This is a genomic window from Elusimicrobiales bacterium (assembly GCA_041651175.1).
Taxonomy (GTDB): domain Bacteria; phylum Elusimicrobiota; class Elusimicrobia; order Elusimicrobiales; family Elusimicrobiaceae; genus JAQTYB01.
In genome coordinates, this window is the sequence record JBAZJT010000006.1 from 17,165 (window position 1) to 32,016 (window position 14,852).

Annotated in this window: 11 protein-coding genes; all 11 read right to left on the bottom strand. The window is 60.5% G+C overall.

From position 1 onward, the window contains the following. Positions 1–24: 24 nt before the first annotated feature. Entirely contained in the window at positions 25–2,934 is a 2,910-nt protein-coding gene (locus WC421_04855) for a PAS domain S-box protein (protein MFA5161554.1), read from the bottom strand. 120 nt (positions 2,935–3,054) lie between these two features. Beyond that, the gene (locus WC421_04860) at positions 3,055–4,782 is read right to left on the bottom strand and encodes a tetratricopeptide repeat protein (GenBank protein ID MFA5161555.1); all 1,728 of its coding nucleotides are present in this window, start codon (positions 4,780–4,782) and stop codon (positions 3,055–3,057) included. After that, complete coding sequence (locus WC421_04865; protein ID MFA5161556.1) at positions 4,724–6,598, bottom strand: tetratricopeptide repeat protein; 1,875 nt, start codon at positions 6,596–6,598, stop codon at positions 4,724–4,726. Before WC421_04865 ends, WC421_04860 begins: the two co-directional genes overlap by 59 nt. Next, positions 6,595–8,508, bottom strand: a complete 1,914-nt coding sequence (locus WC421_04870) for a tetratricopeptide repeat protein (protein MFA5161557.1) — start codon at positions 8,506–8,508, stop codon at positions 6,595–6,597. The genes WC421_04865 and WC421_04870 overlap by 4 nt, the downstream gene beginning before the upstream one ends. Beyond that, on the bottom strand, positions 8,505–10,412 hold the full coding sequence (locus WC421_04875) for a tetratricopeptide repeat protein (GenBank protein MFA5161558.1): 1,908 nt from the start codon (positions 10,410–10,412) through the stop codon (positions 8,505–8,507). Before WC421_04875 ends, WC421_04870 begins: the two co-directional genes overlap by 4 nt. Beyond that, positions 10,409–12,367, bottom strand: a complete 1,959-nt coding sequence (locus tag WC421_04880; GenBank protein MFA5161559.1) for a tetratricopeptide repeat protein — start codon at positions 12,365–12,367, stop codon at positions 10,409–10,411. The genes WC421_04875 and WC421_04880 overlap by 4 nt, the downstream gene beginning before the upstream one ends. Before the next feature lie 23 nt (positions 12,368–12,390). Beyond that, positions 12,391–12,957, bottom strand: a complete 567-nt coding sequence (gene dcd / locus WC421_04885; protein MFA5161560.1) for a dCTP deaminase — start codon at positions 12,955–12,957, stop codon at positions 12,391–12,393. Further along, positions 12,954–13,775, bottom strand: a complete 822-nt coding sequence (locus WC421_04890; GenBank protein MFA5161561.1) for a squalene/phytoene synthase family protein — start codon at positions 13,773–13,775, stop codon at positions 12,954–12,956. The genes dcd and WC421_04890 overlap by 4 nt, the downstream gene beginning before the upstream one ends. Beyond that, the gene (locus WC421_04895) at positions 13,775–14,209 is read right to left on the bottom strand and encodes a prepilin-type N-terminal cleavage/methylation domain-containing protein (protein ID MFA5161562.1); all 435 of its coding nucleotides are present in this window, start codon (positions 14,207–14,209) and stop codon (positions 13,775–13,777) included. Before WC421_04895 ends, WC421_04890 begins: the two co-directional genes overlap by 1 nt. Continuing rightward, positions 14,167–14,490 carry a hypothetical protein gene (locus WC421_04900; GenBank protein MFA5161563.1) on the bottom strand — a complete coding sequence of 108 codons (324 nt, stop codon included), beginning with the start codon at positions 14,488–14,490 and terminating at the stop codon, positions 14,167–14,169. The genes WC421_04895 and WC421_04900 overlap by 43 nt, the downstream gene beginning before the upstream one ends. Continuing rightward, positions 14,487–14,840: a hypothetical protein gene (locus WC421_04905; GenBank protein ID MFA5161564.1), complete on the bottom strand. Its 354-nt coding sequence runs from the start codon at positions 14,838–14,840 to the stop codon at positions 14,487–14,489. The genes WC421_04900 and WC421_04905 overlap by 4 nt, the downstream gene beginning before the upstream one ends. Between the last annotated feature and the right edge of the window lie 12 nt (positions 14,841–14,852).

The following is a 14,852-nucleotide window of genomic DNA, read 5'->3' on the forward strand; positions in this document are numbered from 1 at the left end:
CCGGAAACCGCGGTTGGCAGGCTGTCATATTTTTTCCCGTATCGGCAGGGCGAAGGAGAATATGCTGCCCTTGCCCGCCTCGCTTTCCATCCAGATTCCGCCGTTGTGCATTTCCACAAAACGTTTTACCAGAACCAGCCCCAGCCCCGTGCCTTCGTAGCTGCGGCTGTGGGAGCTGTCGGCCTGGGAGAAAGGCTTGAACAGCTTGCCCCTGTCCTCCTGCGAGATGCCGATGCCGGTGTCGGCCACGCTGACCAGAATATACTCCGCTCCGCCGTTAACCGCCTCCAGCTCGCGCGCCGGAACAGGCGCGGCGGCGCGCAGTTCCGCCACGGTCACGCGGCGCGCCTTCAACGTTACCGCGCCTCCGGCCGGGGTGAACTTGACGGCATTGCTCAGCAGGTTGAAAATTATCTGTTTGAACTTGCGCTCGTCCGCGACGATTTTCATGTCCGCGGGAAAAGCGGCCTCTCCCGTCAGCGACACCTGCGCCTGGACGGACTGCTCGCCCACCATGCCAAGCGTCGTGTCCAGAATTTCCTTCGGAGCGAACACGGAGGGCGACAGTTCCATCCGGCCCGCCTCCACCTTGGAAAGGTCCAGGATGTCGTTTATCAGATTCAGCAGATGCTTGCCGCTTTTGATGACGTATCCGGCGTACTCATGCTGTTTCTCGTTTAGCGCGCCCAGCATTTCACTTTCCATCATCGTGCCGGAGACTATGATGACGTTCAGCGGCGTTCTCAGTTCGTGGCTCATGTTGGCGAGAAAAGCGGACTTTGCGGCATTGGCGTTTTCCGCCAGCGCGCGGGCGTGTTCGGCGACCTGTTTCTGGTCATTCAGTTCCGCGGTGCGCCGGGCCACCGTCTGCTCCAGCGAATCAAGCAGCATCGCATTCTCGTAGGCCACGGATGCCTGGTTGACAAATATCTGAAAAATCTCCATCCGCTCGGAAGAGAAATAATCCGCGTTCCTGCTGCACAGCGACAGCACCGCCGCAACCTCGTTCCGGCAGAGTATGGGGAAATAGGCGCAGGATTTGTAACCGCTGGAGGCGGCGCAGCGCACAAGCGCGTCGCGCCCGGCGGCGGAGTCTATGCGGTTGAGAAAATGCGGTATTTTCTCCTTCACCGCGCGGGAAAGCAGGCTGTCGCCGCCCAGCCCCGGGATTTCTCTGTTGAGCATCTCCAGGCAGGCCGCCGGCGCGCCGGCGGCGGCGACCACGGATAAACCCCCGTTTTCGTCCCGCTGCGCCAGCCAGCAGGTGCCGGGCGCCTCCGCGTCCTGCGCCAGAAAATCGTCGCTGCCGCTGCTGCCGGCGGACAAAGACAGCGCCTTTTCGCACAATTCCTCAAAAAGTTTCCGGCGGCCCTTTATCCTGACGATAGAGTTGGAGGCCTTGTTGAGATACATCAGGTTTTCGGTGAAAACGCGCAACAGATTGTCCTTGCGCTTGCGCTCGGTTATATCCATAGCCGTGCCTATTATGCCCAGCAGGTTATGCTCCGCGTCGTAAACCGAGCTGGTGGACAGAAACACGTCAAACCGGGAGCCGTCGCGCCGGTTGGCAATTGTTTCGCCCTCCCATTTGCCGATGTCCGTCCGGGAAGCGGCTATCTCCGCCATAACCGGCTTGTTTTTGAATGCGTCCAGCACTTTCCTGCCCAGCAATTCGTCGGCATGATTTTCGTAGCCCCACATCATGAGGAAAGCCGGGTTGAGGTATACGATTTTCGTCTCCGTGTCAGTGAGTATCACCCCGGTCCGGGAGGATTGCATCGCGTTTTCCAGCGCCAGCAGCCGTTCCGCGGTCCGGTGTTCCCAGGAAACGTCCCGGAACACCAGTATGACGCCGGAAATTTCGCCCGCTTCGTCTTTTATGGGCGCGCCGCTGTCGGCTATGGAGCAGCGGGTTCCGTCGCGTCTTATCAGCGCGGTATGGTTGGCCGGTTCCGACACTTTCCCGTTGCGCAGCACCTTGTCAACAGGGCTTTCGCAGATCATGCCGGTCTTTTCGCTGACAATGCTAAAAACCTCCGGCAGCGGGCGGCCCAGGGCCTGCGCCTCGCTCCAGCCGGTAAGTTCCTCTGCCACCTTGTTCATCAGCTGGATTTTTCCAACGCGGTCCGTCGCAATGACGGCGTCGCCTATGCTGCGCAGGGTAACCTCAAGCCGCTTTCGTTCTTCGGAAAGCGCATCCTGCGCCTGCCTGCGCCCGGAGATTTCCGCAGCCAGTTCCTCGCGCGACACGGTTACGCTCTTTAGCTCGCGGCTCATCGCGTTGAACGCGGCGGCCAGCCTGCCCAGCTCATCCGGGGAACGCGCCGCGCCCCGGCTGCCCGCATTGCCGTCCGCAATCCCGGCTATGCCCCGAAGCAGCATTTGCACCGGCTTGCCAAGCAGGATGGACATCAACAGCGAAACAAGCGCGAACGCCGCCAGGCAGCCGCCGGCAGCCAGCAGCCACACCGTCCGGGCAAATCTGGCGCCGCGCTCCGAGACGTCCCTGTGCGAAAGAACCAGCGTCGCCCGGCCTATCACCCCGCTTTCGCCGTTGCCGCCCGAAGCCGTTCCCCCGCCGGAATCCTTTCCGGCTTTTTCAATTTTTACCGGGGCGGAGTATTCATTCTCGTCCGCGCCGCCCCTGCGCCCGCCGGAATACAGTATCCGCCCCGATTTGTCCGCCACCTCGCAGTAAACCACATTCTCCCGGCGCAGCATTTCCCTGCCGGCATGGCGCAGCATTTCGGTGTTGCCGGCCAGAACGGGATATTCGCTGCCCATGGCAAGCCAATTAAGCAGCAACCCGGCCTGATTGTCAAATTCATGGCGCAGCGCCGCCTTCTCGCAGCGCACGGTGTAGACCGCAAAAACCGCGCTCAACGCGGCCAGCAGCGACACGAAAAGCAGCGTGATCTTCCTTGAGATGCTCATTTGCAGGACGCCTCCGGCGCGCCCGCTTCCGTATGCGGCGCGGACAGGATGGAGATTTTCATAGCATAACGAGTTTACAATACTATCCAACAAGCGCGCGCATGGTTTTGGAAACGGGCTTTATTGCAAATGCCGGCGGGCGGCGTTCAACCCCGCCCGCGCCAGCGCATTATCCGGCGACAGGGACAGGGCTTTATTGAAATCCTCCAGAGCCTGCGCATGCCGCCCGCTTTTGCCGTATGCTATGCCGCGGTTGGCGTAGGCGTCCGCAAAGCCGGGAGCCTGCGCTATGGCGCGGCTGTAATCGTCAATAGCCTGATTGTAGCGGCCCAGCGCGGTGTAAACCGCGCCCCTGTCGTTGCAAACCGCCGGCTGTCCGGGTTTCAGTTCCAGCGACCGCGTGAAATCCCCCGCCGCCTCTTCAGCGCGGCCCGATGCCAGCAGCGCGCGCCCCCTGCGGCGGAAAATTTCGGCGCGGATGCCGCCGTCGCGCGCGAATTGCAGCGCGGCGGTGAAATCCTCCGCGGCGGCCTCCCGGTTGCCGGCGTCCAGATTTGCCGCGCCTCGGTTGGAGTATATGACCGAATAAAGCCGCGCGTCGCCGCTTTCCGCGCATGTCCGCGCGGCGTCGTTCCACAGCGACAGGCTGCTGTTCCAGGCTTTCACCCTGTCCGCCGACTGCCAGCCCAGCGCCAGCGCAGCCGCCGCGGCGCAGGCCAGGGCGGGTTTGCGCGCACAGCCGTAAAACCGCGCAAATGCCGCCCCCGCCATCAGGAATATCCCCGCCGCCGGGATGTAGGAATATCTGTCAGCCGGCGCCACGTGATAAAACGCCAGCGCGGGCGCAAGCGCAAGGCAGAAAAACGCGAAGCCGAAAGCATACAGCCGCTCTTTAAGCCTCAGCAGCAGCGCGCCAAAGGCTGCCAGCGCGGCAGTCGCCCCCGCGCCGGAGGCGGCCAGCGGGTAGACGGCGCAAAGCCCGGACGGCAACAGTATCTTTTTCAGGTAAAACAACGCGCCGGGGCCGAAAGCCGCCAGCATCCCCGCCGCCGAGGATGCCGCCGCCTGACGCGGCAGGAAAAATGAGCCGGTCCTGAAAGTCAGCGCGGTAACAGCGGCGGCGGCGATGAAATACGGCGTTTTTTCCGGCAGCCGCAGCCCGCGTTTCTCGTGCCAGTCCAGAAGCGGGAAAATAAATACCCCGCCCGCAATGGCCGGCTTGGACAGCAGCGCCGCCGCAAACAGCGCGGCTGATGCCGCAAGCCCCGTCCGGGTCCGTTTCAGATACAGCAGCAGCGAGCCGAAAAAGAAAGCCCCGCACAGCGGATCCTTCATGCCAGAAATCCACGCGACGGATTCCGCCCGCAGCGGATGAACCGCAAAAAGCAGCCCCGCAAACAGCGCGCCGTAAAAATCCAGCCCCAAAGCCAGCGCGAACCTGCGGAACAGGACGCAGCAAACCAGATGCAGCGCGATGCCCGCGCAATGAAAAGCCGACGGCGCGGGCCCCGCCGCCATGTAAATCAGCTTGTAAAGCGCAAGCGTCAGCGGATGATACAGCACAATGGCGCTTGCCGTTGACGCGGCGGAAAAAACCCCGCCCCATCCCGGATTTACTATGGAGGGGTTGCCGGTTACATAATCCGGGTCGTCCCAGTTGACAAAACCGCCGCCGGCGGCGGGCCAGAAAACCGCCAGCGCGGCCAGTATTATCAGCGCGTCCGCAAGCCATGCGCGGCGAAGAACAGCCGGCGCTAAATCCGGCGCGGGCGCGTCGGAAAACTTTTTCTTATTTTTGCCCATGCAGGTTCCCCAGCGCGGCACGCCGCCCCTCCAGCGCGTACGCATTGCCCGGCTCCAGCGAAAGGGCTTTGTCAAAATCCTCCAGCGCCCGCCTGTGTTCCCCGCTTCTGCCGCAGGCTATGCCCCGGTTTGCGTATGCCTGCGCAAAGCCGGGGGCCAGACGTATCGCCTCGCTGTCCCCGGCTATGGCGTCCTGAAACCGTCCCATCGCCGAATATATGGCGGCCCTGTTATGCCATGCCAGCGGCTGATTCGGATTTAATTCTATTGATTTGGAATAATCCGCCAGCGCAAGCTCCGGGCGGCCAAGCGAAAGCTCCGCGTCCGCGCGCAGCGAATACGGCTCCCAGCCGGAGGGGTCCAGCTCCGCCGCGCGGGAAAAATCGGAGGCGGCCCCGCCGTAACGGCCCAGCTTCATCCGCGCCCAGCCGCGCCAGCGCCAGCAGTAACCGTAGGCCGGGTCCAGCGCGAGGGCTTTGTCAAAATCCGCAATGGCGGCGGCGTAATTGCCTGCCGCGCAATAAAGCGAGGCCCGCTTGCCGTAGGAAAAAACATAATCCGGGTCTATCTCCGCCGCTGCGCTGAAATCCGCCAGGGCCTTGTCGAAAAAACCACCGGACTGGTAAACGGTGCCGCGCGTCAGATACCCCGGCACGAAACGCGGGTTCTTGGCTATCACATCGCTCCACATTGATTCCGCGCTTTGCCAGGTCCGCGCGCGGGCCAATGACAATACCGCAAACACCAGCGCCGCCGCGCCCGCCGCCGCGAACATCCCTTTTTTCCATTGCGGACGCAGTTTCAGCAGATTGTCCGCGCCGGCAATGGCGGCGCAGCCCAATCCCAGATACGGCAGATAGGCGTAATGGTCAAAAGCCACCGACGGCCCCGGCGGCAGCATGGACACAAGCGGCAAAATTGCCGCAAGGAAAAACGCCAGTCCGGCCAGCGCGCGCCTGTCCCGGCGGGCCGCGTAAATCAGCGCGCCTGCGGCCAGCACGGCGGCAAAAGGCGCGAGAACGAATTCAAGCGGCAACGGCGTCCCCGGCGCGGGATATATGGCGGAGAGTTTGACCGGCAGCGCAAACCGCAGCAGATAGCCGCACAGTGAATGCGCGGCGATGCAAAGCCCGCGCCACGGCCCGGACGCGGCCTGGCCGGCGGCAACAGCCAAAACCCGGTCCGCGCTGGTGGTAAACAGCGCCAGCCCGCCGAAAAACGCCGCCGCCGCGAAATGCGCCAGCTTGTCGCGTAGCGTTATTTTCCGAAACGCCGCCCAGTCCATAAGCATCAGCGCGATTGGCAGCGCCACCCCCTGCGGCTTTGCCAGCAGCCCGGTCGCGAATAAAACCGGCGACCATATGATGAACGCCCGCCCCCCGCCGCCGCGCCAGCGCAGATACGTGTAAATGGAAGCCAGAAAAAACAAACCGTGCAGTAATTCTTTTCGCTCGGAAATCCATGCCACGGATTCCACGTTCATCGGATGGACGCCGAAGAAAAGCGCCAGCCAGAACGCCCCCGCCAATCCCATCCCCAGTTCAATGCCGATAAACAGCACAAGGGCGCAGTTCGCCAGATGAAGCGCCAGATTGTCCGCGTGATAGAGCCAGGGCTTTAATCCCGCCAGCCGGTATTCAACCGCGAAGGAAAGCATTGTAAGCGGCTTGTATAACCCCCTGTGCAGCGAGGAGAACATCTCCCCGGCGGACTGCGGCGACAGCCGCGTTATCGCCGGATTGGAGACAACGTATGCGCCGTCATCCCAGTTGCGCATGAAATCCGCCTTCAGCGCGGGCGACATCGCAGCCGCCGCAAACGTAAGCACGACAATCAGCGCGCGGGCCTTGAGGTTTTTCATCGCTTTGCCCCCAGACTGGATTCCGCCATCCGCCTGCCCGCCAGCGCGGCGGGGTTGCCCGGCTCAAGCGACAAGGCTTTGTTGAAATCCTCCAATGCCTGCGCGTGTTTGCCGCCTCTGCCGTATGCGATGCCGCGGTTGACGTATGCCTGCGCGAAATCCGGCGCAACAGCCAATGCCGCACCGAAAGCCTGCGCCGCCGCGTCATAGCGATTCAATGCCAGATAGGCCACGCCCAGATGGTTTTGCGTCTGCGGATTTTGCGGCTCCAGCTTTACCGCTTTTTCAAAATCTTCCGCCGCCTTGTCATAGCGCATAAGCACGAAAAGATAGAGCTGCCCGCGCAAATCCCAGGCCATGGAAACGGGCTGTAATTCCGCCGCCTTGTTGAAATCCGCCATAGCCTCGCTGTAACGTTTCAGATTGCAGTACGCCAGCCCCCTGTTGAGATAGGCGTGGTACACGCTGGAATCCCCGGCGGCTATGGCTTTGGTGAAATCGGCGGCGGCAAGGTCGTGGCGGCCCATGGCGGCGTATGTCATGCCCCTGTTGTTATATAACCCCTCCGCCGCCTGATACGGGTTCAGTTCCAGCGCGGCGGTGAAATCGTTCTGCGCCGGCATGTATTCTTTCCTTTCCAGATATGTGTTTCCCCTGTTATAAAGAACATAGGGCAGGAATGTGGCGCGGAAAAGTTTGACGCTGCCGCTCCATACGGGTTTCTGGCGCAACGCGTCGCTCCACAGCGCGGGCGGGTCGCCCCATAGTTTCGCCCGGTCAAAGCACAGCCAGCCGCAGGCAAGAATCAGCGCGGCGGCGCAGACGGCGGCGGGAATTTTCGCTTTGGCATAAGCCTGCCCGAACAAAACTCCCGCCGCCAGGAAAACCCCCGCCGCCGCTATGTAAATGTAGCGGTCCGCCGGGAACACCTCGCCGAAAGGCAGCATTTGCGAAACCGCCAGCGCAAAAAATCCAAGCCCGAAGGCATAAGGCCGCAGAACTTGCAGCCTGAAAAAACAAAACGCCGCGCCGATAAAAGCGGCGGAAGGCAGATATTTCAGGAAAATATTGTCCGGCAGCCATACCAGCGGGTATATCGCCGACAATTTCGCCGGAAACAGCAGTTTTCCCAGATAAAACAGCAATCCGTGTCCGCAAAGCGCGAATCTGTCCGCAAGGCCCGCGCCGCCGCTGTGCGCCGCGCGCGAAATCAGCCCCCCGCCCGTCTTGAAAGTAAGCAGTATCGCCGCCGCGGCGGCCAGAAAAAACGGAAGTTTTTCCAGAAACATTTTCCGGTCCGGCGCGCGGCCCCTGTGCCAGTCCAGCAGCGGAAAAATGAAAGCTCCGCCCGCTATTGTCGGCTTTGAAAGCATTGCCGCCGCGTATAAAACCGCCGACGCCGCCAACCGCCCGCGCAGATACGCCAGCAGCGAAAACAGGAAAAAGAAACTGCACAGCAAATCCTTCCTGCCGGAAATCCACGACACGGATTCGGCATGCGCCGGATGGACGGCAAACAGCGCGGCGGCAAAAGCCGCCGCCGGAAACGCCAGCCCCAGTTCCAGCGCAAGCCAGTAAAACGCAATTCCGTTGATTATATGCAGCGCAACATTATCCGCGTGATACACCGCCGGTTTGAGCCCCGCCGCCATGTATTCCAGCCTGTAGGATAAAAATGTGAGCGGCTGGTACAGCACAAGCGAATTCGCCGCCGAAACCGGCGCGAACACCTTCCCCCACCCCGGAGCTACGACGGCAGGGTTGTTGTGCAGATAATCCGGGTCGTCCCAGTTGATGAACCCCGCGCGCAGCGCGGGCCAGAACGCCGCCAGCGTCAGCAGGGCAATCAGGGCAGAGGCAATAACATGTTTTGCCGCGCCGGGCCGGCGCAGGGCTGATGCGATGTTCATTTAGCCCCCGCGCGGGACAGGCTGTCCATGGCGACCTTTCTGCCGGCCTGCGCCAGCGCATTGCCCGGCTCAAGCGAGAGCGCTTTATTAAAATCCTCCAGCGCGGGCGCGTGCTTCCCGCTTCTGCCGTATGCTATGCCCCGGTTGGCATAAACTCGCGCCAAGGCAGGAGCCATGCGGACAGCTTCATTATAATCCTTAATGGCTTTTTCATATCTCAGTGTGGCTATATACGCATCCGCGCGCGCGATGTAAACAGCCGCATTACGCTCCATATCAAGAGCTCTGGTGAAATCGGCTATGGCCCTGTCATGGTAGCCCATGGCGGCGTAAGCCAACGCACGCCTGGGATAGACATAATTGTAATCAGGTTTTAGCTCAACCGCTTTGGTGAAATCCGCTTCCGCGCGGATGAAATAATTCAGCGCCATGTAAGCAGTCGCGCGGTTGCCGTAAAGCAGATACAGCACCTGCCCGGGAGGCGACAATTCCAGCGCGCGCGTGTAATCCGCCACCGCCTGCGCATATTGCCCGCGCGCATAATAGACCACGCCCCGGTTATTATAAGCCAGCGGCACTATCAGAGGATATTTTGCGATGGCATCGTTCCATATGGCAAGATTATCCGTCCACAGTCTGGCGCGCCCGGCGGCTGTCAAGCCCGCCGCGGCAATCACCGCGCAGGCGGCCGCAACCGGCAGAAAGACTTTCGGAACCAGTTTCGCCGGCGAGAACCAGCGCAGGGAACGCTCCATGTTATCAGGCGCGGAATAGGCCCCTCCGGCATATAAGTTCCCGCAGGAATGCCCCGCCCTCCATCGGCAAATATTGTCGCTTAAATGGGTCAGCCCCGCGCCTGCCATCAGGAAAACGCCCAGCGCTGGGATGTACAAATACCTGTCCGAAGGAGGCAGCGCCCCCATAAACGGCAGCACAGGCATCAGCGTCAGCAGAAATAACGATATCCCGAGACCGTATGCCCTTTTCTTGCGCCGGAACAGCCATATCACCGCCGCGCAAAGCGCCACCGGCAGAAAAATCGCCGCGGCACCGCGCGGTGGTGTCAGATAAGGATACAGCACCGACAATTTAATCGGCATTAGCAGCCGATGCAAAAAAGCCAGCGCTCCCGCGGCGGCAAGAGCCGCTTTTCCCATCGCCGCGGTGAAAGACTGTTCGGAAATGGTATTTTCCATAAAAAAACCGCCCGCGCGCAGCGACATCGCCAGAACTGCGGCAGCTGCGGCAAGATGCGGAACTTTTTCCGCGAAAATATTCGGCTTCCAGCCCCTGTGTTCATGCCAGTCTATCGCAAAAAGTGTGAAAACACCCATAAATATGGTTGGTTTTGAAAGCAGTGCAAGCGCGAACAGAACGGACGAGCCGATCAGCCAGCCGACATTGCGGCTTTTTAAATAGCGCATGTACATCAGCAGCATTCCCAGAAAGAACAGGCAGCACAGAACGTCTTTTCTGCCGCAGACGCCGGCTACGGATTCCACCCCTGCTGGATTGGCCGCAAAAAGCAACGCCGCAAACAGCGCGGAACCGCTGTTTGCGCACACCGCCAGCGCAAAATAATAAGCCAGCCAGCAATTTGCAATGTGCAGCATAATATTGGTCGTGTGAAATACCGCGGGATTCAAACCAGCCAGAGAATACTCAATTTTATAGGTTAACAATGTCAGTGGATGGTAGTAGCCCAGATGGGATTTTGTGAAAATGCTTCCCCAGTTCCGGTTTGGCAGCAACGGATTTGCGGTTACATACTGCTGGTCATCACCATTGATGAATCCGGCGTTGAAGACTGGCCAGAACGTCGCCACTGTCAGCCCGGCAATCAGGGCGGAGGCAATAACATGTTTTGCCGCGCCGGGCCGGCGCAGGGCTGATGCGATGCTCATTTGGCCCCCGCGCGGGACAGGCTGTCTATGGCGACCTTGCGGCCCGCCAGCGCAAGCGCATTGCCCGGCTCAAGCGAGAGCGCTTTATTAAAATCCTCCAGCGCGGGCGCGTGCTTCCCGCTTCTGCCGTATGCTATGCCCCGGTTGGCATAAGCCGCCGCAGAGCCGGGCGAAAGCCGCACAACCGCATTGTAATCGGACAAAGCCTCCGCGTAACGGTTCAATGCCGTGTATGCGGCGCCCCGGTTGGTGTATGCCTCCGGCTGATTCGGGTCCAGCGCAAGCGCGCGGCTGTAATCGGCGGCAGCATCCTCGTGGCGGCCCAGCGCCAGACACACGCCCGCCCGCCTGAAAAAACCTTCCGCGCGCAAAGGCTGCAACTCAATTATCCTGCCGAAATCGGACAATGCGGAATCGTATTGCCTCAGATTGTAATAGACAATGCCCCGGTTTATATACGCCTCGTTATAGCCCAGCCGTATCGCCTCGCTGTAATCGGCCAGGGCCGCCGCATAATCGCCGGACACGTTGCGGATATTGCCCATGTTGTTTACAATGCCCGCCCGGCCCTGATTGGGATTTAGTTGCAGCGCGGCGGAATAATCGTTCAATGCTTCGGGATATTTCTTCATGGCCAGATATGCGTTGCCCCTGTTCAGCAGGGCATTGGGCAGGAAAGCCAGTTTGTAATATTTCAGCGGCGCGCCGCCGGAGGGGGGCAGGTTCTTGGCCAGGACATCGTTCCACAAATCCAGCGGGCGGCCCCACAACGCGGCGCGCCGGGCGCAGAATTGGCCCAGCGTCAGGAACAAAACCGCAGCGCAGATGGCGGCGGCGATTTTCCGCTTTTCACAGGCCCGCCCGAACCAAATGCCGGCAATCAGGAAAATGCCCGCCGCGGGGATATAGGTGTACCTGTCCGCCGGAAATACCTCAAAAAACGGCAGCGCGGGAAGTATCGCCAGCGCAAAAAACGCAAGCCCGAAGGCATATTGCCGCTTTTCCGCGCGGAAAAGCCATGCCAGCAGCGCAATAAAAGCCGCCAGCGGCCAGTATGCGGCGAAAAACCCCTCCGGCGGCACCACAAGCGGATACAGCGCGGACAAATGAAGCGGAAAAAGCAGCTTTTTCAGATAGAACAGTATGCCCCAGCCGCACAGCGCGATTCTGCCGCCGGCATTGAAGCCCATATCGCCAACGGACTGCGGCGCGGCAAGCAGAAAGCCGCCTATCGCAAACGACAGCAGCGCAGCCGCCGCCGGAGCCAGAAAAAACGGGATTTTTTCCGCGATGATTTTGCCGCTCCAGCCGCGCCGCTGCCGCCAGTCCAGCAGCGGAAACACCAACGCCCCGGCGCCTATGGTGGGTTTTGCAAACACCGCAGCCGCGTATAACGCGGCGGAAGCCGCCAGCAGCCGCCAATTCAGCGATTTGAGATACCGCAGATAAACCAGCAGCGCGCCCAGAAAAAACGCGCAGCACAGCGGGTCCTTCATGCCGGAAATCCAGGCGACGGATTCGGCGCGCATGGGATGCAGCGCAAACAGCGCGGCGGCGAAAACCGCGCCCGCAAATTCCAGCCCCAAAGCCAGAGCAAGCCGGTAAAACAGCGCGCAGTTGAGCAGATGAAGCGAGATATTGGTTAAATGGAAAGCCGCCGGCTGCGGCCCGAAGGCGGAATATAAAACCTTGTAAACCAGAAATGCAAGCGGATGGTAAAACCCGCCGAAGGGCGAGGTGGAAAACACCGCTCCCCAGCCGCGACCGGTTACAGCGGGGTTGTTGGTGACATAGCCGGCATCGTCCCAGGTGAAAAACCCCGCGCCCGCCGCAGGCCAGTAAACCGCCGCAACCGCGGCCAGCGCGGCGGCGGCCAGAACAGGCCGGGCAATATCCGCCCGGAATCCCGGTTTGGCCGGGACAGGCGCGGCGGGCGGATTCCCTGACGAAGTCATAACCGGCGGCCCGCCCGCGCGGGCTATTTGGAGCAGGCCAGAATTCTGGGCAGGGTTACGCCGGTCTGCGCCTGGTATTTGCCTTTGCGGTCCTTGTAGGAGGTTTTGCAAACCTCGTCGGAGCCCAGGAACAGGAGCTGCGCTATCCCCTCGTTGGCGTAGATTTTGGCCGGCAGCGGGGTGGTGTTGGAAATCTCTATGGTGAGGTGGCCTTCCCACTCCGCTTCCAGCGGGGTGATGTTGACCACTATGCCGCAGCGCGCGTAGGTGCTTTTGCCCAGGCAGATTCCCAGCACGTCGCGGGGAATGCGGAAATACTCCACCGAGCGGCCCAGCGCGAAAGAGTTCGGCGGCACAACGCAGCACTGGCCTTTGTAATCCACGAAGGCCTTGGGGTCAAAATTTTTGGGGTCTATGACGGCCATGTAGACGTTGGTGAAAATTTTGAACTCGTCGGCTATCCGTATGTCGTAGCCGTAGGAGGACGGGCCGTAGGAGATTTTGCCCTCGCAATTGAGGTTCTCCTCGTACGGCTCTATCATTTTCCGCTCCAGCGACATTCTCTTTATCCATGAGTCCGATTTAATCATAACGCTCTCCTGATAGCGCCCAGCACGGCGAAGGCCTTCTCCGCCGGGTTGAGCCGGATTTTCCCCTCAAGCACGTTAAAACCGCGCCTGGAAATTTTATCCAGCAGCGCGCCGTAAATGCCGCCCATCACGGCGGCGGGCAGCATGGACGCCCTGTCTTGCGGGTCAAGCGCGGCTGCGGCAAGCGAGTAAAACTCCCGCGCGCGCGCGGCTTCCCGCTCCAGCGCGGCGGCCAGCCGTTCCCGCCGGGTCCCATTAAGAATATCATTTTCCGAAAGGCCGAATCCGCCCAAATCCTCAAGCGGGAGGTAAATGCGGTCCAGGCGGGCGTCCTCGGCGACGTCGCGGATGATGTTGGTGAGCTGCACGGCGTAACCCAGCAGCCGGGCGTATTCCCGCGCGCGTTCCGCGTGCCTGTAGCCGAAAATGCGCGCGCATAAAAGCCCCGGGGCCGAGGCGGCGCGGAACATGTACCATTCCAACTCCGCGAAGGTTTTGCAGCGGACGGGGCCGATGTCATGCTCCATGCCTTCTATAAGAAGCGCGAAATTCTCCTTTTCCAGCCCGAATTGCGTTACCGGCCCGGCAAGGCGTTTTGTTACGGGATGGGAGGGCGCGCCGGAATACAATCTGTCCAATTCCTGCCGCCAGAAATTTATGGATTCGCGCGGGTCGGAGGAGCCGGGCTCGTCCACGGCGTCGTCAACCGCGCGGCAGAAACCATACACCGCCGCCAGCGCCTCCCGCTTGCGCGGCGGCAGAAAAAAGAACGCCGGCGCGAAGCTGGAGGGGCGTTCGGGGCCGGCGTTTCCGTTCATCAGAATGTCGTGATGTTTTTGTTGTTGTCAAACGTGAAGCCTTTGGTGCCGCCCTTCCTGGTAAACACAAGCTGAAACTTGTTCGGCATGGTGGGATTGAACTTGACGGTATATGGCATGTTGGTTTTGTTGGGGTCTTCCATGCCCATGGAGGCCCAGCTGGTGGTGAACAGATGGGTGTTGGCATAATACTTGGTTTCAGCCATCCATATAGCCTCGGCGTGTTTTTTGCCGACGGCGAAGGCGGCTTTTTCAGGGTCCCTCATGCCGGAAATAACCACAGACGACAACACGGCGATGATAATGACCACAATTATCAGCTCCACCATGGAAAACCCCCCGCCGGACAGGCGCCGGCGGCGCGCCGGCGGGAGGGAAACGCGCGGCATTGTCATGATCCCGCGGCAAAGTGCATATGGCCGGTGACATTCCATCCGGTTATCACTATATCGGCGGGAATGCAGGCATCGCCGTCGCAGTAGACAACCTTGCTGAGGTCAGGGGGATTCTTGTGGGAATAGACATAAGACGAGCCGCTGCCGGTGAGCTGGTAAAAATCCGTCGCCTGCCAGAACTCGTCGTTATAATTGCATTTGGCATTGATCGAAATGGTGCTAGGCGTGGCCGTAACATCGTCCGCCAGAAGCCGCAGCGGGAAATAGGCCGCAGCCCCGATCAGCAGTCCCATCACAGCCAGTAATATCCTGTTTTTCATATGCCTCCTCCGCTTGACGTAAAGTGCATGTGCCCTGTGGAATACCACTCCGTTATCACGAAATCAACGGGAACGCCGACATCGCCGCTTTTGTACTTGTCCACATCAGCCTTGTCCACCGCCGGAACTCCGGCAACTCGCGCATAGACAAAAGACGCCCCCGCAGCGGACGGAGTAAGCCGGTATGCCGCAGTCACCGCCCACAGCTTGTCGTACCAGCAGCCGATGGTGCCCGACTGCTCGCCGCTGGGCGTGCTGTTCACATTATCCGCGGCCAGGCTGGCGGGATACAAGGCGCGCAGCCCCGCAAGCGCGGCGGACAATGCGGCAAGCGCAAAGATTTTTCTCATGGTTTTCGGCCT